Origin of the sequence: Roseovarius tibetensis, from assembly GCF_050896375.1 — a bacterium.
GTDB classification, from domain to species: Bacteria; Pseudomonadota; Alphaproteobacteria; order Rhodobacterales; family Rhodobacteraceae; genus Roseovarius; species Roseovarius tibetensis.
The window spans coordinates 1-24,906 of sequence record NZ_JBPBBB010000040.1 but is presented as its reverse complement, the minus strand read 5'-3'; the positions used below and the strand labels follow the sequence as shown (position 1 = coordinate 24,906).

The 24,906-nt window shown below is 60.0% G+C and carries 19 protein-coding genes and 2 pseudogenes; 10 read left to right on the top strand and 11 right to left on the bottom strand.

What is annotated here, in order from left to right; all coding sequences use genetic code 11:
• Positions 1 to 67: 67 nt before the first annotated feature.
• The 3 genes from ACROSR_RS17015 to ACROSR_RS17005 form a co-directional block, all read right to left on the bottom strand.
• Complete coding sequence (locus tag ACROSR_RS17015; RefSeq protein WP_432687095.1) at positions 68 to 460, bottom strand: hypothetical protein; 393 nt, start codon at positions 458 to 460, stop codon at positions 68 to 70.
• 720 nt (positions 461 to 1,180) lie between these two features.
• Positions 1,181 to 1,555 (bottom strand): hypothetical protein, encoded by a 375-nt coding sequence (locus ACROSR_RS17010; protein ID WP_432687094.1) that lies wholly within the window; start codon positions 1,553 to 1,555, stop codon positions 1,181 to 1,183.
• A 96-nt stretch (positions 1,556 to 1,651) separates the two neighbouring features.
• Positions 1,652 to 2,224, bottom strand: coding sequence for a TetR/AcrR family transcriptional regulator (locus tag ACROSR_RS17005; RefSeq protein WP_432687093.1), 573 nt, complete (start codon positions 2,222 to 2,224; stop codon positions 1,652 to 1,654).
• Between the two features lie 124 nt (positions 2,225 to 2,348).
• Between ACROSR_RS17005 and ACROSR_RS17000 the strand changes: the two genes are divergently transcribed.
• The 4 genes from ACROSR_RS17000 to ACROSR_RS16985 all read left to right on the top strand — a co-directional run bounded on the left by ACROSR_RS17000 (position 2,349) and on the right by ACROSR_RS16985 (position 4,771).
• On the top strand, positions 2,349 to 2,981 hold the full coding sequence (locus ACROSR_RS17000; RefSeq protein WP_432687092.1) for a hypothetical protein: 633 nt from the start codon (positions 2,349 to 2,351) through the stop codon (positions 2,979 to 2,981).
• 175 nt (positions 2,982 to 3,156) lie between these two features.
• On the top strand, positions 3,157 to 3,507 hold the full coding sequence (locus ACROSR_RS16995) for a hypothetical protein (protein ID WP_432687091.1): 351 nt from the start codon (positions 3,157 to 3,159) through the stop codon (positions 3,505 to 3,507).
• A complete protein-coding gene (locus tag ACROSR_RS16990; RefSeq protein ID WP_432687090.1) occupies positions 3,482 to 3,880 on the top strand; it encodes a DUF2306 domain-containing protein in 399 nt (132 codons plus the stop codon). The genes ACROSR_RS16995 and ACROSR_RS16990 overlap by 26 nt, the downstream gene beginning before the upstream one ends.
• Positions 3,881 to 3,907: 27 nt before the next feature.
• On the top strand, positions 3,908 to 4,771 hold the full coding sequence (locus ACROSR_RS16985; RefSeq protein WP_432687089.1) for a DMT family transporter: 864 nt from the start codon (positions 3,908 to 3,910) through the stop codon (positions 4,769 to 4,771).
• Between the two features lie 283 nt (positions 4,772 to 5,054).
• Here the strand turns inward: ACROSR_RS16985 and ACROSR_RS16980 are convergent, their stop codons facing one another.
• Both ACROSR_RS16980 and ACROSR_RS16975 read right to left on the bottom strand, forming a co-directional pair.
• Positions 5,055 to 8,489, bottom strand: coding sequence for an AAA family ATPase (locus ACROSR_RS16980; protein ID WP_432687088.1), 3,435 nt, complete (start codon positions 8,487 to 8,489; stop codon positions 5,055 to 5,057).
• Positions 8,489 to 9,724: a metallophosphoesterase family protein gene (locus ACROSR_RS16975; protein WP_432687087.1), complete on the bottom strand. Its 1,236-nt coding sequence runs from the start codon at positions 9,722 to 9,724 to the stop codon at positions 8,489 to 8,491. The genes ACROSR_RS16980 and ACROSR_RS16975 overlap by 1 nt, the downstream gene beginning before the upstream one ends.
• Before the next feature lie 148 nt (positions 9,725 to 9,872).
• On the opposite strand from ACROSR_RS16975, the gene ACROSR_RS16970 reads away from it, so the two are divergent.
• The 4 genes from ACROSR_RS16970 to ACROSR_RS16955 all read left to right on the top strand — a co-directional run bounded on the left by ACROSR_RS16970 (position 9,873) and on the right by ACROSR_RS16955 (position 15,004).
• On the top strand, positions 9,873 to 10,373 hold the full coding sequence (locus ACROSR_RS16970; RefSeq protein WP_432687086.1) for a hypothetical protein: 501 nt from the start codon (positions 9,873 to 9,875) through the stop codon (positions 10,371 to 10,373).
• Between the two features lie 74 nt (positions 10,374 to 10,447).
• A complete protein-coding gene (locus ACROSR_RS16965; protein WP_432687085.1) occupies positions 10,448 to 11,017 on the top strand; it encodes a group I intron-associated PD-(D/E)XK endonuclease in 570 nt (189 codons plus the stop codon).
• Between the two features lie 84 nt (positions 11,018 to 11,101).
• Positions 11,102 to 13,111 (top strand): AAA family ATPase, encoded by a 2,010-nt coding sequence (locus ACROSR_RS16960; RefSeq protein ID WP_432687084.1) that lies wholly within the window; start codon positions 11,102 to 11,104, stop codon positions 13,109 to 13,111.
• A gap of 1,212 nt (positions 13,112 to 14,323) precedes the next feature.
• Positions 14,324 to 15,004: a hypothetical protein gene (locus tag ACROSR_RS16955; RefSeq protein ID WP_432687083.1), complete on the top strand. Its 681-nt coding sequence runs from the start codon at positions 14,324 to 14,326 to the stop codon at positions 15,002 to 15,004.
• A gap of 604 nt (positions 15,005 to 15,608) precedes the next feature.
• Here ACROSR_RS16955 and ACROSR_RS16950 read toward each other — a convergent pair.
• Positions 15,609 to 16,844 (bottom strand): annotated as a pseudogene (locus ACROSR_RS16950) (IS3 family transposase).
• A 610-nt stretch (positions 16,845 to 17,454) separates the two neighbouring features.
• On the opposite strand from ACROSR_RS16950, the gene ACROSR_RS16945 reads away from it, so the two are divergent.
• Positions 17,455 to 18,033 carry a histidine phosphatase family protein gene (locus ACROSR_RS16945; protein ID WP_432687082.1) on the top strand — a complete coding sequence of 193 codons (579 nt, stop codon included), beginning with the start codon at positions 17,455 to 17,457 and terminating at the stop codon, positions 18,031 to 18,033.
• Positions 18,034 to 18,796: 763 nt separating this feature from the next.
• Here ACROSR_RS16945 and ACROSR_RS16940 read toward each other — a convergent pair.
• The 3 genes from ACROSR_RS16940 to ACROSR_RS16930 all read right to left on the bottom strand — a co-directional run bounded on the left by ACROSR_RS16940 (position 18,797) and on the right by ACROSR_RS16930 (position 22,683).
• Positions 18,797 to 20,266, bottom strand: a complete 1,470-nt coding sequence (locus tag ACROSR_RS16940; RefSeq protein WP_432687081.1) for a CBM20 domain-containing protein — start codon at positions 20,264 to 20,266, stop codon at positions 18,797 to 18,799.
• 741 nt (positions 20,267 to 21,007) lie between these two features.
• A complete protein-coding gene (locus ACROSR_RS16935; RefSeq protein ID WP_490166897.1) occupies positions 21,008 to 21,961 on the bottom strand; it encodes a DUF4062 domain-containing protein in 954 nt (317 codons plus the stop codon).
• Positions 21,962 to 21,993: 32 nt separating this feature from the next.
• Positions 21,994 to 22,683 (bottom strand): glycosyltransferase family 32 protein, encoded by a 690-nt coding sequence (locus ACROSR_RS16930; protein WP_432687079.1) that lies wholly within the window; start codon positions 22,681 to 22,683, stop codon positions 21,994 to 21,996.
• A 195-nt stretch (positions 22,684 to 22,878) separates the two neighbouring features.
• Here ACROSR_RS16930 and ACROSR_RS16925 point away from each other — a divergent pair.
• A pseudogene (locus tag ACROSR_RS16925) lies at positions 22,879 to 23,412 on the top strand (helix-turn-helix domain-containing protein); the annotation flags it as partial.
• A gap of 389 nt (positions 23,413 to 23,801) precedes the next feature.
• On the opposite strand, the gene ACROSR_RS16920 reads toward ACROSR_RS16925, so the two are convergent.
• Positions 23,802 to 24,011, bottom strand: a complete 210-nt coding sequence (locus tag ACROSR_RS16920) for an integrase core domain-containing protein (RefSeq protein ID WP_432687078.1) — start codon at positions 24,009 to 24,011, stop codon at positions 23,802 to 23,804.
• Between the two features lie 22 nt (positions 24,012 to 24,033).
• Positions 24,034 to 24,906 (bottom strand): transposase (locus tag ACROSR_RS16915; RefSeq protein WP_432687077.1); only part of this gene is annotated, 873 nt, incomplete at its 5' end.

Here is a 24,906-nt window from a genome sequence, read left to right as displayed (position 1 = left end):
TCCAGAACCATGCGCACCGCGCGCGCACGTACCTCTGTCGAAAAACGGTTCCCTGGGTTTCCTTTGGTCATGGCTTAACTTCCGAGCTTTTGGCTCTCCGGTAAACCCGGTCTGGTTCACTGCGCACTTCGGCCAACGCCTCCTCCCTTGCGGCTGTCGCTTGCGCGCGCGCTTCTTCGGCAATATCTCGAGCATCTGCCACAGCGTCTTTTGCGCTCTGTCGAAGCTCCTGAACGGTGAAAGCCGCTATCACACCAATGCCGATGGCAACTGCCGCCAAGACAGCCGTAACTGCCGTCATCATCGCAGACATAAAGCCGAGATATGTGGGCATCGCGATCGCGGGTTCTTGCATAGTGCCGGGCAGCCCGTCGACTGCATCAACGACACCAAGTGACAATAGCAGATAGCAAAGAATCGCACCACCTATGATGCAGGCCACATAACCCACCGCCTTCATAGCTCCGCTTTGACCTGTTCAGGCATTCTGCGTGTCGCCTTACATTGTTCCTTTTTTGTTCCCATCAGGAGGAACTTGCCGCAGTCTTACACTTCCACGCTAATTTGGCTAGGGTTCGGATAAACTGTTCACTACTCCCCGCGCACGTGCGCGGCAGCAGCCTGGACCGGAAGTTCTCATCATGTTGCAATCGCAGCATTATATCGCTGCGTGTGGCACGCTCGCCCGCTCAGGTCTGCCAGGAGCGGTTGCCCCATCTTAAACGGCCGGCAGCTTTGGGCTGGCACCTGCCGAATGCAGGCGCAGCATCCGAGGCACTGACGGCGGTCAGTCCGGGCTCGAAGCGGTCATGCGGCGACGACGCGCGTAGCCCGCATGTTGCGCCAGGCGAATGTCAGCTTCCGTCGATACCCCCTGTGGGCTCGCGACCGCAGCGAATTCACACTTCCCGACCTTCATGTCGATGGCTTGCCGTGATGCTGCGCGAAGCATGAATGTCTTGCAAGGGCTGGCCTACGACATCTGATGGTTTCTGTCGGTTATCCGCACATCCCCGCGCGGCACGGTTACGCCGGATGCCCGGCTTCGCAGACGCAGCGAACGGCAGGTCCGACGGGCCGCACCGCAGCATCCAAGGTTAATGCTTTACGGCAGCTCTGGGCCGGACCTCCTCTTCTCACCATGGTTACCCAACAGGTTGGTGCTCTCCGTCAATACATCTTAATCGCGCCCGTTGGCTCCGACGATCATCCGCCAGCCACCGACACCGCAAAGCACGCCGCCGCCGAGCGCAATGCCCAGGCCGACCATCGGCGCGTGCACCACCGACAGCGCCGCGCCGCCGCCGGACACCATCATGCCGACGACAATAGCCACCACCCAGACGTCTGAACGCCGAGGCTCGTGCTCTTCGGTTTGTCCCTTTTGACGTTCCACCATTCGCACCACTGCAAACACCAGAAGCGTCACCGCACCCACGAGGATCAAGAATCCGAGAATGGGCCATGTCGAGCTGAGCGCCGTGCCGATGGCCACAAGTGACGCCCCGACCGCGACAAGCGGCATGAGATCGGTATCGCCGTTGTCCTGTTTCATGCGGGCCGTTTGACATACGACCGGACCGAGTCGCAATTCCGCTCAGGTCTCACATCGGTGGCGCCGCCATGGCGAAAGGCCCGCACCGCCGACGTTTCAATCAGGCCACAAATAGCCCTGCACGACAGGGCCGATCCGTGCGATGATCTCGTCCGTGGTCATGTCGACCACGGGCGGCAGCTTGAGAATGTAGCGGCAGAGCGCCAGCCCGAAGAGCTGGCTGACGATCAGGCCCGCGCGGGTGTCTGCGTCATCGGCTTTGGTCAGGTACGCGACGGTCGGCGCGACCTGCTCTTCAAAGACCGCATGGATCTTGTCTGACGCGTCCTGGTTGGAGACGGCCGAGCGCAACAGGATCGGCAGACCGATCGCGCTCCGTTCACCCTCCCACAGGTTCAGGAAATGCGCGACGAGGGCGGCGCCGGCCGTGTCGCGCAGGATTTTTTCCGGGTCCGGCAGCTTGAGATCGATCACGACGGCCGCCGAGAACAGCCCCTCTTTGGAGCCGAAGTACCTCATGATCATGGCCGGATCGATAGGCACGGCCTGTGCGATCTGGCGCACCGAGGCGCCGTCATACCCCCGCTCGTAGAACTGCCTTTGCGCGGCCTCGAGGATCGCCTGGCGGGTCGCCTCGGACTTCGGGGTCGTCTTCGGTGTTCTGCTCATGGAGCATGAATGCCAACAAGTGTTGCTTTTGCAAGCGAGTCGCGTAGCGGCCCCGCCAGAAAGTCAACAAGCGTTGACTTGGTGGCAGCAGGACTCGGACCTCAGGACCGGAAAGGAGCAAGTCATGACACATGGAACATTGAGCCGTCAGGACCTCGGGATCGGCACCGCCATCGCGCTCGCGATGGCAGCGGTTTTCGTCTGGGCTGGCGGACAAGCCCTGCTTTCGACATTCGTGCCCGGTCTGCTGGTGACCTGGGCGATCTTTCTATGGATGCACCTCAGGCAGGTGGCGTTGCCGGAGGGCCGGGCGCTCTACCCGCTCTATTTCGGCGTGCTCGCCTGGCAGTTCCTGCATTTCAGCGAGGAGTTCATGACCGGCTTCCGCGAACGGTTCCCGGCCTTCTTCGGCGCCGAGCCGTTTTCGACGGAACTTTTCGTCGGCATCAACATGGTTTCCTATTTCGGCTTCACGATCGCCTTCATCGCGGTCTTCGCAGGCGGCCGCTGGTTTCTGCTGGTGCCGGTGCTGTTCTTCATCGTCTACGGGGCCATCGGGAACGCGATTTCCCACACATACTGGGTGATCCTCGAAGGCGGCTACTTCCCCGGCTTTTTCACCGCGCAGCTCTACTGGGTGATCGGGGTCCTGCTTCTGTCGTGCCTCGTCAACTCATGGCGCGTGGCGGCCACCGCGACCTCCGGATTTGCCGTGCTGCTGGTGAGTGTCCTGACCCTGACGATACAGACGGCCTGAGCGCCCGCCACCGTGCCAATTTTTCTTAAGCAAAAGGAGCAATCCTATGCCCAAGATCCTTCTCGCCCCCATCGCCGGGCTCATCGCCTTCACGCTGGCAAATGTTGTGAGCAACCTGCTCTTTTTCCAACTCGGCGCGCCCATCCTGTTCGACCCGGACATCTAGTCCGCCAAGGTGATCGATGTGCTCCTCGAGATGAAGCCGCGCCCCCTGATGTTCGAGAACGGGCCGCTCTACATGGCCTACGCGGCCGGTATCGGCGCGATACACGGGCTGGTATTCATGATGATCGAGCCTGCTCTGGGCCAGAACCGATTGCAGCGCGGCCTGCGGTTCGCCGTGGTGCTTTGGGCGCTCATGGCGCTCTACTTCGAGTTCCACACGCCCTTCAACATGTTCCGCGAGCCGCTCGCCCTCGTGGGCCTCGAGCTTGTCTTCTGGATCTTCGTCGTCCTCGCGGAAGGGCTCGTTCTCTCGTTCGTCTACGGAAGGAGCCGTCATGACCTGGCAACCGCTGTGGAATGACGGGCCGATCATCTCCGCCCACGCCCTCGCGGCCCTGATCGCGATGGGCGCCGGCGCCCTGCAGGTCGCGATGCCGAAAGGCACGAAGGGGCATCTGCTGCTTGGATACACTTGGGTGGTCATGATGGCCCTCGTGGCCGGGTCCAGCTTCTGGATCCACGAGTTCCAGGTGATCGGACCCTATTCGCCCATACACATCCTTTCGGCGATCACGCTGGTCACGCTCTGGTACGCGATTCGCGCGGCACGCGCCGGCAGGATCAGGGCGCACCGCTCCGCGATGATTACCCTGTACATCACCGCGCTGATGCTCACTGGCGCGTTCACGCTGATCCCCGGCCGAACGATGCACTCAGTGCTCTTCGGGGTCTGAGGGTCATTCAATGGACAGGAGTTACCAATGAACACACCTGTGCTCTTCATTGTCACCGTTCTTATCTGGGGGACTACATGGATCGCCATCGCGGCGCAGGTCGGCGAGGTGCCGGTCGCGGTCTCGATCTTCTACCGTTTCGCGCTTGCTGGGGTGCTGATGCTGGCCGCGCTCTTTGCCGTGGGGCGGCTGAGGCGGCCGCCGGTGTGGCGGTTCGTGGTCATCCAGGCGCTCTGTCTTTTCAGCCTCAACTTTGTCGGGCTCTACACCGCCACCGAGACGATTTCCTCCGGTCTGGTCGCGGTGATCTTCTCGCTGGCGTCGATCTTCAACGCGATCAACGCGCGGGTCTTCTTCGGGGACCACATCAGCCCGAGGACAGTCGTCGCAGGTGGCCTCGGCGTCGCGGGGCTCGTTCTCCTCTTCTGGCACGATCTCGCGATCTCCTTCGACCCGGCGGCGCTGCGCGGGATCGGCTGGGCCGTCCTCGGAACGATGTTCTTTTCCTGGGGCAACATGGCGTCCCGGCGCAACGCGATGCTGGGGATCACGCCGGTGACGGCGAACGCTTGGGGTATGGGGATCGGAGCGCTCAGCCTTCTCGGCATCCTCGCCGCAATGGGACAAACGCTCGCGATCCCGACGGGCGGGCTCTATTGGAGCGCGCTTCTCTATCTTTCCGTCTTCGGGTCCATCGGCGGTTTCACCGCCTACCTCGTGCTCGTGGGACGTATCGGGTCGGCCGGGACCGGCTATGCCACAGTCCTTTTTCCGATTGTCGCACTGACGGCATCGAGCCTTTTCGAGGGGTATCAATGGACCCAACTGTCCGCCCTCGGCGTGGCACTCGCCGCACTCGGGAATATCGTCATGTTCCAAAAGAATCGGTGACACAGCCGAGTGTAGACAACGCAAGAATATCGCTTGAACCTGTCAGCTATCATCGTGGCGTGAGAAGTGAACATCGGTCTTGGGATGGGCGGCATTTCAACGCCTTTGACAATTGCACTTGCAGCGAATGACCGCTCTAACGAGCCGCATTGCAGCGTGAGATGGAAAGGTTGAACGGCAGGTCTGGGCCGATCGCGCGCATTGCTCTGACCCTCGCCCCTCGAGTTTGCAAACGTCGTTTAGGAAGCCCGATATGAAGGGTGAGCGTTCCCCGGCGGCCTGTTCAAAGCTCGTGCACTCGGGGTGGTGTGTCGCAAACCTGTTGCGCGATTTCGACCACGTGGCGGTGATGGGTCAGGTAGATGGCCTGGCCGCTGCGCCCGATCTGCTCCATGACCCGGCAGGCGGCGCTGGTGCGGTCCTCGTCGAAGGTCTCGAAGATGTCGTCGCAAAAGAACGGAAGGCAGATGCCCTGGTCGATGAGTTGCTCATGCGCCGCGGCGCGCAGCGCGAGATAAAGCTGGAAGCGCGTGCCCTTGGACATTTCGGCCACCCGCTTGGCCGAGCCCGTGGCATCGACGGCCAGCAGCGCCTCGCCCGCACCGTCGGGCTGCGTCGTCAGGCGGGCATAGGCGCCCCGGGTCAGCGCGGAAAAGCAACGTTCGGTCGCCGCCATCATGCCGCTGCGGTGGGTGTCGCGGTAGCGCCGGATCGCCGCCTCGGCCAGCCGGTGACCCAGCGACAGTTCCAGATGGTCCTGCGCCGCCTCCATCATGTCCAGCTCCAGCGTGGCGCGGCGCTCGGTCAGGGTGGCGATATCCGCGTCACCGGTCACCTGCGCCAGCGCTTGCCGGGCGGTCACGCGGGCCTCGGTCGCGTCGGTGAGGGCGGCCTCCGCACGCGCCAGATCCGCCTTGCAGCCCTCGGCCGCGGCCTCGAGCGCCACGGGGTCCGCCCCCTCAAGCCGGGCACGGGCGGTGGCCACGTCCTCGGCGTCCAGCTCTGACGTGATCCGGCGGATCAGCGCGGCCTGTGTCGCCCGATCCGCGATCACCGCGGCGGCCTGATGCGCGGTGGCGCGCAGCGCGTCGAGCGTGTCCACGGCCGCGCCCTGCGGGAAAGCGCAGGCCAGCGTCGTGACCGTCTCGGCGATCTCGTCCAGACGCCGCCTCGCCTGGGTCCGCGCGTCTTGCGCCGCCGCGACGCGGGTGTCGAGGTCCTCTGCCTGCGCGGCCGCCAAGCGTGCGGCCTCGGAGGCCGCGCGCAGCGTGGCAAAGGTCTCGGCGGGCGTGTCGCCGGAAGGCAGATCCCGGTCTTCGGCCAGCGCCGCGACCTTTTCGGCAAAAAGCGCCTGGTCGCGCTCCATCGTCGTCACGCGCCGCGCGGCCTCGGCGCGTTTTTCCTCCTGCACGGCGAGGCTGCGCAGCGGGTCGAGCGCGGCGAGCAGGCTCTCGGGCGCGATGGCGTCACCGAGGCTTTCGGTGACAAGAAACTGCCAGACGCGGACGGCTGCGTCGGCCTCGTGCTGGCATGCCGCATGTTTGTCGATCCGCGCGGCAAGATCGGCCTCGGCCTGGCGCAGCGTCTCGCGCGCGCTTTCCACCGCGCGGCGCGCCGCCTGCTCGGTGTCCGCCACGCGGCGCGCGGCGGCAACGGCGCCCGCCACATCCGGCGTGGCGAGGTCGAGATGCGGGGTCAGTGCGTCGAGAAGCGCCCGCGCGCGGGCCAGCGTCGCGCCGTGGGTGTCGCGCAGCCGCGCGGCGGCGCGCGTGGCCTCCCGCGCGGTGGCGTGATGCGTCACCCAGTCCAGCCAGTCGGCCGGTCGCACCGGCCCGGGCAGACCCACCGACGTGGCGGCGGCTGTCACCTCACCCTCGATCGCCTTCTGCGCAGCCAGATGCTCGGCCAGCCGCGCCTCGGCCTGATCGGCGCGGGCCAGTGCCTCGGCCCGGGCCTGCGCGATCTGGCGCAGCTGGCCGAGGTCGCTGGCGCGGGTGATGCGGGCCTCCTGCGCGGCATCGAGCACCTGCATCGCGGCCTCGAAGGTCTGCGCCGTCGCGTCCGTCAGCGCGCCGCGATGCGCCTGCCAGAGGCGGTCTCGTTCAACGTGCAGGCTGGCCGCCTCGGCATCGGAGACCAGCCGTCCCTCACCATGCAGCGCCTCAGCCTGCGCCTGCCGCGCGGCGATGTCCTCACGGTGCTGGGCAAGGGCCGCATTTGCCTGTTCGATCGACTGGCGCATCGCGTCATGCGCCTCGGCCATTTCGCGGGCGCGGATCACGGTCATCGGGCACTCGGGCAGTGTGTCGAACCGGACGGTGCCCATGGCCAGCATATCAAGCGCCCGGCGCGCGGTTTCCTCGGCGCTGCCGATCGTTTGAACCGCACTTGCATGGGCCGGCATCAGCGTGTCCGCCTCGTGCCGGGCAAGGATCGCGCCGAGATCCGCCTGCGCCGGGGTTTGCGCCGTCAGCCGCTCCAGATCGGCCCGTGCACGGTCGCGCTGATCGGTCGCCTCCGCGACTTCCCGCGCTTCGGTCTCCGCCGCCTTGCGCGCGCCACGCAGCCGGTCGCGCGCGCCCTCGAGGTCGGCCAGCTGCGCAGGCGTCGGCACGAGGGTCTGCGGATCACACGCCTCGGGGGCCCCCAGATCGCGGGCCGCGCGGGCCATGGCCGCGTCGGCCTCGGCCCGTTGCTCCCGCCGGCGGGGCAGGTCCAGCGCGTTCAACCGATCACGCGCGCGCAGATCCTCCAGCGCGTCCAGCTCCTCGGCGAGCGCGACAAGGTCAGGCGACAGGGCCAGCGTGTCGCGCTGCGCGGTCAGATCCTCGATCTCGGCGGCGAGGCGCCGGAGATCCCCCTCGGCGCGGGTCTGGTCGGTCTTGAGCTTGACCAGCGTTTCAGGATCGAAGTCGAGCCGCGCGGGGTAGTCGGCAAAGGGGGCAAGCCGCGCCTCCAGCGCATCGAGGTCGGTCAGCAGCGGCAGCGCGCGGCGTTTCGCGGCCAGACCGGCGGCGTGTTCGTGCAGCGTATCCCGCGCCGCCCGCGCCTCGGCTTCGGTGGCGTGTGCCCCGGCCAGTGTCTTTTTCAGGCCGTGCCACGCGCTGGCGGTCACATCGCGCCCGCGGATCTCCTTTTCCACATCGCCCAGTTCGCGTTTCAATCCGGCGATGCGCGTCTTGCTGGAACGCTTCCGCCAGATCGTGTCGGCCTCCTCGCGCACGCCGTCGAGCACCGTGCTCAGGTCCGCCACCCCGGCGGCGGCGGAGAACAGAAGCCGCCCCGTATCGCCGCGCGCCTGCGCGATCTCTTCGCCGCCGCGCTCGATCGTGTCGTCGTCAAGACACAGAAGGTTCCGGTAATCCGCTTCGCCCAGGCCGCCCAGATGTGCGGCCAGCGCGGCCTCGGGAAGCGCGGTGCCAGCAGCATCCACCAGCGCGCCGCTGCGCTTGGGCAGGCGGGTGAAGGCACGCGTCTCCCCGTCGATCTCCACCGCACCCGAGACCTGCAGGTTCGCGCGCTGGTGCTTGAACGCGTAAGGCTCGCGAGGCGGAAACCCGTAGAACAGGCGCAGCGCCGCCTCCATTGTGGTGGTCTTGCCCGCCTCGTTCGGCCCGTAGACGATGTGGAAATCCGAGTGCGCGCCCGGGGCCCCGAACTCGAGGGTGTGGCCGGTGAAATGGCCGAACCGGTCAAGCGACAGCCTGCGCAGCCGCATCAGCCCTCGGCCCCCTTCATCCGCGCCAGCACCCGGCGCGCACCGGCGGTGGCAAGGCGGTCGGTCAGCGCCTCGGCTGCGGCCGCGTCAGGCATGAGCGCGGCGCGCACCGATTGGGGCAGATCGCCGATCACCTCCTCGATCTCGGCCCGCGCGGTGGCGGCGAACCCGGGCTCGTCGTTGATCTCGGCCATCAGCGAGGCCAGCTCATCCGTGGCGCTGCCCGCATGGCCCGCGTCGCCGGGGGCGTCGATGTCCAGCCGCAGCTTCTCGAGCCAGAGCCGCCCGGTGTCGCGCGCCAGCGCCGCCACCGCCTCGGCCCACATGTCCTGATCGCGCAAGATCTGCCAGTACCGGTGGGGCGTGCCGGTCAGTGTCAGACGCACGACGCCCGCGTCGCTGGACACGGCATCGGCCACGCCCCGCAGATGATCGCGCAGCGCGGCGCGCAGGGCGTCGTCGCTATCTGCGTCGGAGATATCCGGCGTCGTCGCGATGAACTCCACGCCCGAGGTCGGCACCTCAGTCACGTCGATCCGGCCGCCCGCCACCGTCAGCAGGCTGGCGGACTTCGCCCCGGCCTCGCCGATATCGCGGCCCTGCGGCATGCCGGGCATGACCACCCAGGGGGCCTCGCCATGGACCTGCCGCTTGTGCACATGGCCCAGGGCCCAGTAATCGAACCCCATGCCGGTCAGGTCGCCGACGCTGCAGGGCGCGTAGGTGTCGTGCCCCGCCGCGCCGGCAAGCGACGTGTGCAGCATGGCGATATTGACCGCCCCCGGCACGGGCGCGGGAAAGCGCGGCAAAAGGCTGTCGGGCGCGTGGCGGTCGGCAAAGCTCACGCCGTGGATCCAGAGATCCTCGGCCAGGTGCACCTTACCGCCGCGCGCATCGAAGACATGCACGTTGTCCGGCAGATCCAGCGCGCCGGTGATCGGATTCTCGGCGTCGTGATTGCCCTTGATGTAGAAGACGGGGATCCCGGCGGCACGCAGCCGGTCAAGCTGCGCCGTGAGAAACGCCGCGGTGCGGGCGCTGCGGGCGCGGCCATCGAACAGGTCCCCGGCGATCAGCAGCGCCGCCACCCGTTCCGACAACGCTACGTCGATAATCCGGGCAAGGGCCGCCCGCGTTGCGGCCTGAACCGCCTCGCGCAGGCTTTCATCCCGCAGCGCAAGCGAGCGCAGCGGCGCGTCGAGATGAATGTCGGCAGTATGCAGGATCTTGATCACGGATGTTGCGGCCTTTGTCTGCTCGCCTCAACCGTGCGCCAGCCGGGACGCGGACGCAACCGAAAGGCCCGGGCAGACGCGGTCGGGACCCGAAATAACACCCATCTCGCCAACTTCGTCAGGGAGCAGGGCTGCCCATGTCAATCCATTGCTGAATTATCCGGCGAAAGGCTGCGCGGCGGCGCACACGTCTGTTTCGAAGTCTTTCAACCGCCTTGTCACCTGCCTCGACGTCTTCGTCGAGCGTGAACAGCAACTGGATGCTCCCGACACGGACGTGCTGTCCACGGCTTTCAAGGCGGCTTTGACCGATGCCGAAGCGGCGCGCGAGGCGTTGTGCGAATCTGTCGGCGACGTGCTGATCGCGCCGGACTACCGGCCGGAAGATCGGGGCCTGCGGCAGCTGGCGCACGTTCTCTATGTGATGCTCACGTTCGAGGACAACGGAGACCGGCAGCATTTTCATCACTCGACGCTCCGGCACCGCGATATCTTCGAGATCGACGGGCAGTCGTCTGCCGCGCGGCTGACCCGGCGGTTGTCGCAGAGCTTTTTCAGTCACTTCGATGACCTGGCGCATCTCCGCGAGTTCGGCGGAGATGGGCCTGTCGCCTTTCCGGAGCAGGACTTTGCGCCGGTCCCGGCCTGACGTCACCCGTCTTGTTCTTATGCGGGGCGGCAGGTCCGGCCCGCGCTCTTTTCCCACGAACACGGAGGCGTGACATGCCCCAGCAGTTACACTTGCCCGGCTTTCACCCGCCTGACCGCCCGGTCGAGGCCCGCACCGCCCGCGCCGCACTTGCCCGCTATCCTGATCTGGACGGCCCGACGCTCAGTCGTTACGGCAAACAGCTCGGCACGTCCGGCGAGTTGCTTTTCGACAGCCTGATGATGCGCCTCGGCGAGCGCGTCGTGCCCGCTGACGAGCACGAGCATTTCGACCGCGTGATCTGGCTGCCGGACAGGTTCCTGCGCGTGCAGATCAAGACCCGGACGGCGTCCGCCGGGCCCGGCTATCATTTCGAAATCCGGAAGGGGTACCAGCGCGGCCCGGTCGGCACCAAGCCCTACCAGCGGGCTGATTTCGACCTTCTGGCCCTGGTGGTGCTGCCCGAAAGCGTAATCAGGTTCACCGCCGAGTGGCGTCCATCCCATGTCGTTGCGGTGGCCGAGATACCGGGCCTGCGGCGCCATCCGCGCGCGAGCTTCGATGACGCGTTGCGGGATCTCGGGCTTGACGATGTCATTCCGGACCCGGTTCCGGACACGACACCGGCCACCGCCGTCGCCTGACCTTCCCCAGCTCCAGCCGACCCGATCCGGCGCGCTCCGCGCGACCGGGCCGGGCGTGCCATGCTATACCTGAAAGGATTTCTCATGTCCGACACCCAGACCAAAGACCACCTTCCCGGCCTCGAAGAGGCCATCTCCCAGCTGCGCCGCGACACGTCCGCACACGGTGATGGCGACGATCACTACGCCGATTGCTTCCCTGACGACCCGCTGCCGCAGATCCCGGACAGCGGCCCGGTGGAGATCGCCAGCGCGCTGAACGCCTTGACCACGCTGCAAATCGGTTCGGCGCACGCCGCCGCCGAGAGCCCGGGAATGATCCCGCCTCCCGGAACTCTGCACGTCATCGAGGTGCCGGATGCGGCGGCGCGGGAGCGGGTTGCCAGGATCGTCGAGGCGATGGTCGATGCCGGTGCCGGCTCCGGCATGCAGACGCCCAAGGTGATTGAGCAGATCGGATCGGGCAAGAGCGTCGATGCCGAGATGTTTCAACGAAAGATCGAGAAAACCCTACTCAAAGGGCTCGGCGTGATCGCGATTTCGGAGGTCGGAACACCGCTTCCGGACAAGCTGCGACGCCGCGCCGCCCTGACGCTCCCGCTCGCGCAGGTCAGCGCGGCGATGCTGTCTGCGCTGCTATCCGAGATCCACGACGTGGACACAATCGATCTCCACCCGTCCGGTTCCGCCGCTGCTGCGCTCGCGGACCTCGACCTCGCTGCAATTTTCGCCGCACCCAGCATCGAAGAGGCACGAGCGCAGCTTGCCCGCCTGACCGTCCCGGATACGCCGTCCGGACAGGTCACGCTCGCGGATGTCCACGGGCAACCCGCTGCCACGGACGCCTTCCGACAGGTGCTCGAAGACCTCGCAGACTGGCGCGCAGGTGCCCTGGACTGGTCCGAGGTCACCCGGTCTTTTCTTCTCCATGGGCCACCCGGCAACGGCAAGACGATGCTCGCCGCGGCGCTGGCCGGCTCGGCCGGGGTGCCCTTGATCGCCACGAGCTACGCGGACAACCAGAGGCTGGGCCACCAGGGCGACATGCTGAAAGGCCTGACCGAGGCCGTCACCCGCGCCTGTGACAGCGCGCCGAGTATTTTTTTCATCGACGAGATCGACGCCTTTTACACGCGAGGCCGCAGCCACAACGGGTACATGATCGGCGTCGTGACCGGCCTGCTGACCCAGCTCGACAGGCTGATGAAGACCGAAGGCGTGATCCTGCTCGCCGCCACAAATCATCCGGACACCGTTGACCCCGCGATCCGGCGCGCCGGGCGTTTCGATCGGCACATCGCCGTCACGGCCCCCGACTGCGCCGGGTTGCAGGCCATCCTCGCCGGTGCGGCCCCGGACATCCCCGCGCCGGATCTCGCCCGCCTCGCCGATCGCCTTCTCGGACAGAGCGGCGCCGAAATCACCGCGCTCGTCCGGTCCGCCCGGACCCATGCCCGTCGCCGGGGCGGGACCCTTGCCGTCCGGGATCTGGATACGGCCGCGGCCGATCTCGGTCCCGCGCCGGACCCGGACACGCTGTCCCGTGTGGCGATCCATGAAGCCGGACATCTGCTTGCCGGACATCTCTTCGGCGCGCCCGCCGCGCAGCAGGCCACGCTCCGGTCAAGCGGCGGGGCGGTCGAACGCCCCATGCACGATTTCCTGACCCGTGCACGTGTCGATGGGCTGGTCCGGACGTTCCTCGGCGGACGCGCGGCGGAAGCGGTTGTCTTCGACGCGATCAGCAGCGGCGCCGGCGGCGGTGAGCAGAGCGATCTCGCAATGGCCACGCGGCTCCTGATCGACGCCGAAACGCGCCTCGGCCTCGGCGAGACCCTCACTTGGCAGCCCCCGGAGATCACCGCGCGGCTGCTCGCGCAAGGCGCCCGGACAGGGATCGAGACGGCGCTCCGGGCCGCCGAGGCCGAGGTGCGAGACGCCCTGACCGATCACCGCGCCGATCTCGACCGGATCGCCGAGGCCTTCATGGACAGGCGTGAACTGCTCGCCGAGGATCTGAACGACCTGCTGGATCCCGTTGTTCCTTACCCCGCACGGGACACGCGCGATGCTATCGTCAAGCCCATCACCTGAACTGCATGCCCCACCCGACACGCAAGGCACCATGCCCGAAAACCATCCAACCAGCCCCACCAAACCGAACGGCTCCGGACCCGGGTCCGGAGCCCCCGAGGCCCGCGCCCGGCACAGCCGCGGCGCTGCCCTCCATCCTGCGCGGGCCACAAGGCCCCGCGCGGCACGTCATGTTCACACCACGACCCCAAGATACCAAACCACCAACCCCCGCCGCACCCAACGGCGGCGGGAGAAGGAAGACGATCAAGTCGAGACAGCAATACCCGGTCATAAACTCGAAAGGACCGCCAGAAGTCCCTGACTCGGTGAACGCGATCAGCTATACTTGACCAGCGTGGTCCGGCGCATACGCCAAAATGTACCGCGTTTCGTACCGTGCAAACCCGACCGAATAGAAAGCCGAACGATATGAGCTACTTGGAAAAACAATGTGGCGGAGAGACAGTCCTTCGCGACGGTGCTTTATTTATAATTAATCAATTAAACTCAGGATGTTATTATTCCATAGCGTAGCGATATGCGTAGCAATATGAGTAGCGTTCTGGAGCGTCGCGTTGATAAGTGTCAGACTTCAGTGTATGCGACAATGACCTGAAGCTCCCACTTGCCTTGGACACGATCAGTCACGATGGTCGACTTTGCAGGACCTCCGGAAGTGCGCCGCAGGTGAAGCATGGTCACGCCTGACCGGCGGGAGTGCGCAGGGAGCCGACCCTGTAAAACTGCAAATTTCGGTCGTCCCTCAAGACATGCCCGGCCCGATGGTGCGAGCCATCCTCGCCACCATTCATCGACTGCGAGCGCCACCGTCGTGCGCGTGATCGCAATCCTGTCCCAAACTCCAAAGACTCGGCTATACAAGTCTGTCCGGTGCGCCGAAAAACACTCCAAAAGGCCGAGAACGATCCCGCCGCTTGGCCTGAAGCACCCAAAACCGCACGACTGCGCGAGTCCAAGCGCGGTCCGGAGCGAAGAAGGGCTTGACCGCACAGCCTCGTCCGGTCACTTTAAATAAACGGCAGGTCATTTGTGGGGTGTCGGCTGAGATCATCGAACATCATTTTAAGATGTGCGTATCGAGGGGGGACTATGTTTAGATCATCTGCTTTATGTGGAGCGTACTTACTATTGCTGGCTGGGTGTGACGACGTCAATAATACCGATACTCGATCACTTAATTTTGCATACTCTATGCCTGCAAATGTGGGCATGTTTGACCCGCGTTCGCTCGCGCCGGGTACCTTCTTTGTTTGGAACAAAGAGACAAACGATCTTTTCGAGCGGGGTCAGGTGCGGCTGCGTGCACTCGACCCATCGACCCCCCGCACAGTTGTAGGCAACAGCTTGAATAGCTTTGGGGTAAACGGACTGTCGGTCGGAGATCTGGAGATAGTCGAGACTAAGATTAACGGGGAGTTTAAGACGGTGCTTGAGGACAGCATTCGCCAGACGTACGATCAGACGATTACAGGTTTGGCGGGATATGTTAGGGAGCAAAAACGTCCGGTTGCTGAAGGCGGATCTGGATTGACCGAGCGCCAAGTCAAAGATATATTTAAACCTAGCGAGAGCGGTTACAGGACTGTAGTGGTCCGTGCTGTTGAGCGTCCTGGTGATTTCAGTGTGCGGTCAGGTAAGCAGGAAGGATCTGACAGTTCGGCCACATTCCGCGTGAAGTTGCCAGGCGCTGACATCGTCACCATAAGCGCTTCCACACTGAGTACTGCTGATTGTGGTGTGCCGGAAGGTGGAGATCAAAATAATCGACCTGTGTGCTTCATCGAAGTTTATGTACTGGATCCCTTTCTAAAAGAGGACGGTAACATTGATTGGGGCCAGCCAGAGACCTTCGATCAAATGCGTCTGTCTGAGGCATTCCGCTCCCTCTAGTAATTTCCCGTTGCTTGATATGAACTAAGAAGCGCTCCAAATGAGTGTTTCAGCAGTACATTCTTTTCTTCTGGGACTTTCCTGTCGACAGCGAGAGCAACAGGAGTCGGATGGAAGCGTAGTCCTTACCATGGTGGGTTTGAAACCAACACTGGGCCTCGTTCGGGATGGGGCCGCGCGGCTTTCGATCAGGCGTTATACGAGAATGTCGTCATAGCCGCGCTTGGTGTCCTTGATCGCCTCGCTCGTGAAAGCAGCCGCGGTAAAGTTTTTGGCAATCGAGAGGGTCGCTATGTGTGGGTATTCCACGGCATGTGGCCACCTGTTCCACGCGCATGTGACCAGTCATTCCATACATGTGGCCACCCCTGTAAGGTGATCTGGGAGGCGGTTTCTTCATGCTGCACGGTTCACCAATGTCGGTTTCGGAGATCACGCTGGGGCAAAGCCTGCGTCTAAATGGATTTACGCTGCCGTAGAGAGGCGATCACGTTATCCAAGCGAGCAAGGAGGTCGTCGTAGGTCAGGATATCGACCATATTAGTGACCTGCCCCTGTTCTCAGGGCCATTCGCAAGTAGAGCCTGTTCCACTTTGGTGTGCCATCATTCGGCGGCGTGAGCAATGGGCGCAGCCGCGGAGCCATCAGGCAGCTCAAGCGGCTGCGCCCATTGCGTTTTGTCGAAGGGTCTTGCGGCTGCGAACTCCTCCGGGGTCTGATACTTCAGGCTGCTGTGCGGGCGCTCCGTGTTGTAATCGATCCTCCAGTCCTCGATGATCTCGCGGGCTTCACCGATGTTTGTGAACCAATGCTGGTTCAGGCATTCTTCGCGATATCGGCCGTTGAAGCTCTCGATGTAGGCGTTTTGGGTCGGTTTGCCGGGATCGATGAAATAGAGCTGGACGCCATGATCATCGGCCCATCCATCGAGCGCACGTCCGCGCAGTTCCGGGCCGTTGTCGACGACCAGGATGTCGGGGTATCCCCGCTCACGGGCTACTTGTTCCAGCATGTCCACGACCCGCTCTCCCGGAAGCGAGAAATCCACCTCGATCGCATTCGCCATTGTGCTTGAACCAATGGCGCAACAATGGCTCATCACTCGCGGGTGCAGTCGTCCTTCAGGTTGGCCGTGCGAAACTTGCGGCCATTGGCCAGCGCGTCGCTGGTGAAGTCGAGCGACCATCGCTGATTGGCAGCGATCGGGCACCAGGCCCCCTCACGGCCCTCGCGCGGGATCTTCTTGCGCTTTGTCCGGCGCAGCCACAGCCGTTCTTCGCGGTAGATCCGCTCGACCACCTTCACGTTCACCTTGAAACCCTCGCGGACGAGCTTGGCATGCAACATGCGATAGCCATACCTCCGGTGCTTGCCTGACAGCGTGATCAGGCGCTCTCTCAGCCGCGCGTGACGGTCTGGCCGGGCCTGATAGGCCAGGCTCGACCGCGAAATCCCGACCAGCCTGCACGCCCGTCGTTCCGTGAACCGATGCTCGTCCATCAGCCTCTTCACGGCCTCCCGGCGGTGCGGTCCGGCATGGGCCTCGGACCGATGGCGGCCTCATGCCGAACCGTCAGGAGTTTTTTGCCAGCAGCCCCTTCAGGCCGGCGTTGTCGAGCATGGCATCGGCCAGGAGACGCTTCAGCTCGGCATTCTCGGCCTCCAGATCCTTCAGACGGCGCAGCTCGGAAACCGTCATGCCGCCATATTTGGCCTTCCACTTATAGAGCGTCGCGTCCGACATGCCGTGCCTGCGGCACAGCTCCGACACCTTCGCCCCAGCCGCATACTCCTGCAGAATCCCCACGATCTGTTCTTCGGTGAAACGTGATTTGCGCATCGTCTGTTCTCCTTGTCGTTTTGAACGTTACGAGAACAAACTCTACTTTTGAATGGCCCGGTTTTTGGGGGGTAGGTCACAGGCGCTTGCGTGGCCAAATACACAGCTCGGGGCAAGAAACACTTGTTCAACGAGCAGACTCAGACGATCTTGGCGTCAGACGGCAGGCCACTTGCGGAATGTCGGTTTATAAAGGTAGAGAGAGGCGGAAATTGCAGTATGCAGGAAAAAAGGCGCGGCTGGTGGATCCGACACCTCTGTACAAGCGCACGATCTCGGCGCTGACCGGAGAGGGGCGAAATGTAAGTTTCGCCGGGCAGCACAGGCGTATGTCTCCGTTCTTCGGTGATCTTATCTATATCTGTCGCGAGGACTGATCGGTCTTGAGCCACTGCGTCCAAGCTAGCAAGATCGTAGAGACAACGCTGAACAGGGTCCGGCTCCAGAACCAGCAGGTTACGCATGCACCGTTGGCAAGAATAACAAGGTTTTCAAAAAGCCAGAGCTTTTGTAAACTCTCTATACATCGGTACAGGACAGAGGCAGATTATCTCCGAAATGTGACAAATAGGCCCAAAACGATGATAGCGCTCACTAGTGTCAGCTTGAAATGAAAATATATTTGATCCGTCACGGACAGTCGCAGTGGCAAACTGGCGATTCTAGAGATCTTGATGCTCCACTTACGAATCTCGGAATCCGACAAAGTAATCTGCTCGCCCATTACCTAAGTGAGAACTCGTTAAAGTTTACTTCTTTGAAATCTAGCCCACTTAAAAGGGCATGTGAAACTGCAAGTATATTGGCAGCTAAGAACGAACTTGATGTCCAGTTTATTGAAGCGCTAGCTGAAGCTAAGTTTAGCACATCGAATGAATTGCCCACGCGATGCCACCCACGAGATCAAAGTCCAGTGTTTTTTCCGAGCCCACAATATAGATCGTTTAAATCGCAAGCAGCTAAAGCGCTAGACGCCCTGATTTTAAGCGCTGAACATAGCAATGGTCATGTCTGTGCCGTTTCGCACGGTGGGCTCATCCGAACACTGCTGAGGGTAATTGCGGATACGGATAATCTCTGCTTTTGTATATCGAATGCCAGTGTAACCAAATTATCCTGGCGACGAGGGCGATGGCATATTGACTACCTCAATAATGCTGAGCATCTACCGTATAGCATGAGAAGTTAACACTTTAACCGGTTAAAAATAAGAGTAAGCTTTTGCTTAAGGTCTAAATTACTAAAGTATGAAACCTCGCGGCTGTGATCATTTGTAGGATATTTTTTATTGTAGATAGTTGAGTGAGGCCTTTCCTGCGGTCCACGTAATACGAGTGTGCAGATAAAATCACTTGGATTGATCAAGATCGAATGAATTGTTGAGTAATATAAAAAGTACACATCGCCGGCGTCGCGCTTCTCAATGCACTCTTCAGTTAAAGACGCTCCACCGCGGAATTTATAAAGGTCGGTAGACATTTTCTTGCAAGCTCGATCAGGAAAGTAATAGTACGTCCTGAAGGGCGCTCCGCCTGGTCTCTCAATAAATATTTTGGATCGTAGCGAACCGTAAACAACAGCTGACCAAAAGCTAAACCTATGCGAGTGGATTGCCTCAGCGCCGACGTTGTAATTTGCTCCATTAGCATTCCATAAATGTAACGTCAGCCGGTAGTCCTTTATACTCTCCGAAGAGACTAGCACTATTTTATCGAACTCATTCGCGTGTCTATAGGAATTCGAAGCGATCCTGTTGAGTAAGCTCTCATCAGCAACTATGCTGGATATTACACTTCGGAGCACACTATGGGAGGATATATACCGCAGCAATCTATGGTTGCCTGGATCCTCAACGCGAACTCGCTTTTCGTTTAGAGAACGAACAATATTTTCGAGTTCATGCAGCACGACTTCTCCCCCGGTTGACATATTCTTAGGAGTATCAAAGATTATTAGCTTTTGGGGCCAGATGCTAATATCTGAGATATCTTTGCAATTGTGCCCTGATTGCGCATTAAGGGCGCGTATTGTTCGAGGAACACTCTGAGAAGGTCATATTGTCTTCGCCCCAAATCTGACCACTCAGATTTATGTACTTGTCTTGCATCAAATGAGAACGAATGTTGCGCTAATTCGGTAGCTTTATCTGACATACCAGCGTCAGCGAGCGCAAATGTTTGATGCCACGCAAGATAGGACTCTTCTCGCGAGTTAGTCGCTCTACTCTTCTCAAGGCTCTGTATATTTCTGAAGAACACTTCGTTTTCAGGAGGTTCGGATAAACTTTTGATGAACCTTTTGGCTAGCATGTGGCGAAAAATGAATTGAGCATGCCTGCCAACCGGATACTTGTGCTTTTGGCATTCGATCCTTTTCCACTCCTTTTCTACTGTCTCAAATTGGCTAGATATATTCTTAAATGCCTCCCTGTCGCCATGAATGTATGCAAGTGAAAATTCTTGAATTGTAACTCTATGAGATACTAAAGTTCGATTAATGTTATCGCAGCACTCTCCATTCCCATCGGTCGAAAGTTGACGTTCAGTCTCTTTTAGCATCTCGACGCACTTTCGGGCGCCGTTAACGGATCGGTCATAATCCTTTACCGCTGATGCATATCGTATCGAGGATTCGATATCAATAACTCCTGTATTATGAAGCTCATTGTATATCTCTACGGCTTGAGTTACCAATCCAATATCACTCGAGTGTTTTGCAATAGTTTTTAAATTTTCGGTTGACCTTAAGTCTGAAGAAATATTTACTAATCTGTAAATGGCTCTGATCCCAAATTTCTCACTGCCAAATTTTCGAATTAAGGCGTCGAATTCGGTCTCGTTTTGCTTCCAGTACATGGCGACTATGTGCTCATAATTTTCTGAATGTGTGAAATACTGACTACTGTGATCAGCTATAAGTTTAGATTTTAAGTTTTCAGGGAATATATGTTCTAGAAACGCGTGAACCGGGCTGTCTGGCTCGCCATCCGACGCGTTTTTTATGGTTTCGCACAGAGTGGCGATCATGTTTTCACCCTCTTCCCAGTCAAAATTCTGTCCATCGTATTTGTAGATGATTGTTCGGCATAAATTTACGTCGAATGGTATCGAGGAGGCCTCATACCATAGTAATATTGTGCCGGTGGGTCTTATTGTATGCCGTATCCCGAGCTCATAAAGGACGTTAGGGTTCCCAAATGAGACATCAGCAATTACTAAATCATGATCTCTGAGTGATCGGAATATGTCGGAGTGTATAATATTTGAGGTTTTTTCTTCATCCGCCCGGAGGTATCGATATTGTGTTTTATTGATGGCCTGCATAATGATTCTTGAAACTTTGTCGAAGTCGTATGCTTTGAGCTTGGGTCCAACCTGCTTTCTTCCGAAAGGCATAATGACAAAGCAGTTTTTTGACATCATTTGTCAACATTCTCCGTGTGGCGCGACGTTAGAGTTGAAGTCTCGTCCAATCAGGTTGGTGGGTCAAGTGTCGGACCATTCAAGTGTCGCCTTGGGTGGGTATACTGCTCAAGTGACATAACAGGCCATGAATGGCGCGATCCACGTCGGCCAAAGAGATTCTTGAAAGCTGCGAGGGATGGACACGGGGCTCACGGCCGGTTGCCTCGCGAGCTTGATGCGTGGGTCGGCACGGCAAACGCGGATGCTTCGGAGACATTTGGAACGAATTGCGTGGAAACTCATCGGGGCTTTCGGTTACGATAATTTCGGACCGCTTCGGCGAACCGGATATATGTGAGCCCGTCTTATTCGCGGGGGCAATCGTGGCGCGCTGCGGTGGGTGATTTGAACGTTTGTGCAGGATCATTGTAGAAGCGCGCCCTATTTGCGACACTTGGCGGTTTCGAGTTCTTCTTGACGGTGGCCAGTGCCCGAGATGCTGCACATGCATCAGACCGGTGCCAGCCCCGACGCGGACCTCGAGCCAATCTGTCGAGATGGCCAAAGTGCACCTGATGGTGGTGCGGCTTAGTGACTGAGATGCGAAACAATCCCGGCATTCACAAAGAAAACCCTAACGTCCGCTCTAGGAAGGTTTGGAAAAACGATCGGTTTTGAAGTGAACCCGAGTCATAAAAGCCTATGCGACCTGCAGCTATCTTGTTTTTATGCGCCCCAGTTGCAAAGGTTGGAATCGTGCTATACGACGCATAGGTCAAATAGCGAGTGATTAGCAAGCTCCGGCGCCTCAATCAGAGGATGTATGAACGCGCCTGACGCAAGAAACCAAATCTGCCATCTATCGGCATCATCGTCCGGAGCGCCTTTTCCTGTAACAACAAGGTTGTTGTCCAGTAAAGCAGAACGGCACTTAGAAACGTCAGATTTTGGAACCGATAAAAAAAACTTGAAGCTGTTATACGGCTGACCCATTGCACTCAGAATATCGGTAGAATCTGTATAGCCGTGCTCTTCAACTTCAAACCGTGTTTTCTCCTTCCAAGTTGGAGCAATATTGCTAGGCGCAGGGGGTTCTAGCTCAAAACAAACACACCAGCACCGGAAATCGACCCCATTCAGTGAACCAAGGTTGAGTGAAACAATCCGGTTCGATGATGTAAACTTACTAGTGCTCTTCTGCGCCTCGTGTAACAAATCACAAACCCTGCCCTCCCAATCGCTTACCAATTTATGCACGTCTGCGGATAGGTTACGATTCACTTTCAGGAAAAGATCCGCAGAGTTTTTGAACGACCCGCTCAAACCCCTTTCAAAAAGCGAATTTTTGAACCTACTAATACGTTTTCGATCAGAATCCGAGTCATATTCATCGTGATCAACCTTCTTAAAGTATACTTGAGTGGGCTTCCCTATTTCTATGAACTTCTCAATCTCCTCAATAGTACCAGAGTTAAAGAATTTCGTTTTCTTTCCTGGTTTATGACCAATGATACCGATCAATATATCGCACTTTGCGAGCGCACTTTCATTTATGACCTCTTGTGCGCCACGTATGTTCATCCCCGGCGGCACATCCTTCTCCCATCCGACTGGTTTCACACCAATGGAATAGCCCTGAAGGACTCGTCCAATGTCTTCCACGACGTCGAAAACACCTTGCCGCTCAGCGGGGACACTGCCTGGTGACGCAATGAATACAGAAAATTACCTGATATATCGTGCCACTATATCCGCCACGCTACATTGCTATCGCGGTCAAACCAACTTCCATCGTAATCATGAGTTACATAGCTAAGACCGCTGTAGTATTTGGCTGAAAGTAGGTGCTTATATTCTAGAATAATGAAATCATTGTCTGTTCGTCGTTCTAGGAAGCGAGACAAATGCCATGTTGAAAAGGACTCAAGTACCGATAGATCTTTGCGTGGAATCGCAACTTCGATAAAGTCAATCCAGATTTTGGCTGACTTGCGGCTTAATAGAACAGCGTTCCCAACAATTTTGTCCGGTCGTTCAGAAAACTCAGGGCTTTTAGATGCTTCTGTTTTCCAAGAAATCTCTTCATATGATTCCTTACAAAATATTGCGTCAAAACCCTCTATCTCGAGGTTTGGTGCAAGTTTAAAGGGATCGTTGTGAGGCGTTGTATCAAAGTCAGCATAAATCCCACCAAAATGATGAAGTAACAAATATCGTGCGAGATCACATTTTTTAATATATGGTTTCAGTCGGGTCCAGACTTTTAGAAATTCTGGATATTGATTTGAAACGAGGCGCTCCAACGAAACCTCGTCCCAGAAGAAGTAATCGGCGGCAGGACTGACATTCCGCCATTTGCTCTCAGAGCCATGGTATTTGACGGGAAGACTATCATGCCCTTGAAGCCAAATTTGATGAATAATTTTTGGAATCATGCTGACCGTTCTTCAAAATCTGTGACAGGAGAAGATGTCCCTGCTAATCAACTTACGTCAGGTTATCGTGATACGCTGTTATAGTCAATCACTGTGGGTTAGGTGTTCCATCCCGGATAATCACATTTCCCCTCGGCGATCGGCCTTGTTCATTGCAAGGTCGGTGCTGAGGGACATTCGGGCCGGAGGGCAGGCATGCTGATCCCTCTTCACAAGCAGGCCACGACGACGCCGAAGGTGCGGGCGGCGATCCAGGGCAGCGATGCCTCGGCCTCGGTTCTGGCCGAACGCTATGGCGTGACCGAACAGACGATCTACAAGTGGCGCAACCGTTACAGCGTGGACGACCGCAGCCACACGCCGCACCGGTTGCAGACGACGTTGACGCCCGCCCAGGAGGCCGTCGCGGTGGCGCTGCGCAACACCCTGCTCGTCTCGCTCGACGACCTTCTGTCCTTGGTGCGGGAGTTCCTGAACCCGAATGCCTCGCGTTCGGGGCTGGACCGCTGCCTGCGTCGGCACGGGGTCGGCAACCTGCGCGACCTCAAGGCCAGGGCACCGCAACCGAAGCGCAGCAGCTTCAAAGCCTACGAGCCCGGATACATCCACATCAACGTGAAGTATCTACCTCAAATGGCTGACGACTCCTCGCGCCGATACCTGTTCGTGGCGATCGATCGGGCCACCCGGTGGGTCTTCATCCGCGTCTTCAACGCCAAGACCGCGGCCAAGTACTGCCGTCGCGGGGCCGAGGAGCTGGGCGCGTCGCGTTACAGCATCTGGCGCTGGCGGATGGCGATCATCAGCGCCCTGACGCCGGAGCTCGACGACACCCATGCTGGCATCGTCGAAGCCGACGAAACCCGCCAACGCGAGAGCCGCAAGGGCTCGAGGGAGTGGGTCCGGCACCTGTATGACCCCGCGAACCACCCGGCGCCGCCGCGCCTGAGGTGGCAAGCCTATAGGCGGAGTGGCAGTTCGGCGGTAGCGCCTCCGCGGGGCTGGCGGGACTGGAAGAAGAAGCTTCTCGCAGCAACGGATCGCGCAGGTTAGGCGGCGATCTCAGGCGCCCTGCTGTGAACCGCCCCGGGTTTCCGAGAGGCTTGTTTGTTCAAAACTTAGGCTGCTTTTTCAAGGGCGTTCAGGTCTGCATGGAATTCATCCTCCATTTCTTGCGGCGGCCGGTGGCCGATGGCGCCATGTAGCCGCTCGGTGTTGTACCAGCTGACCCATTGCAGGGTCTCCCACTCGACCTGGGCCATGGACTTCCACGGGCCGAGGAAGTTGATGACCTCGGTCTTGAAGAGGCCAATGACGCTTTCGGCCATGGCATTGATGCTCCTATGTTTGTCAAGCGGCGGGTGCCCGGGCCGATGATGCGCACAGGGCGCGGTATATTTCGCGCACAATGTACCGCTTGATACAGCGCACGATTTCGCGCCGGGTTTTGCCTTCTGCCCTTCGTCTGGCGGCATAGGTTTTCGTTCGCTCGTCGTCGCGCATGCGGACGATGGCGACACGGTAGATGGCAGCGTTGGCTTGCCGGTTGCCGCCGCGGTTCAAACGCATCCTGTTCGTTTTGCCGCTGGAGGCCGGGATCGGACAGACGCCACAGAGCTTGGCCAGGGCAGCTTCAGACTGGATCCGCTCGGGGTTATCCCCCACGAGGATCAGCATCTCGGCCACGGTCATCGTGGAGATGCCGTGCGCCTGCATCAGCTCGGGGGCTCTCTCTCGCACCAACCGGTCAAGCTCTCGGTCATGCGCCTCGATTTCCTCATGCAGCGCGAGCCAGCGCCGCGCGATCGCGCGCATGGCCGTCTTGGCGGAAGCCGTTGGGGACGTGATTTCTCCTGGCCGCATCGCCGCCACATGGCGTACCAGAGTGATCCGCCCCCGGACGCTATCGAGCGTATCACGAAGGTCGGCTGGCGCATTCACGATCAACGTTTTCAGCGTGATCATCGCCTGGGACTTGGCCTTCACCGCGCTGTCCCGCGCAACCTTCAGATGCCGGATCATCTCGGATGACCCGGTCTGCGCCTTGGCCTGAGCCGTGGCTTGCCCGTTCAGCACCGACCTCGCCGCGCTTTCGGCGTCGAGGCTGTCGGATTTGCCATGAAGGTAGCGCAGTTGGCGATTGGGGCGCATGACGTCCAGAACCTCGTGACCCTTGGCCAGCAGCTCTCTGGACAGGCCCGCACCGAATGAGCCGGTGCCCTC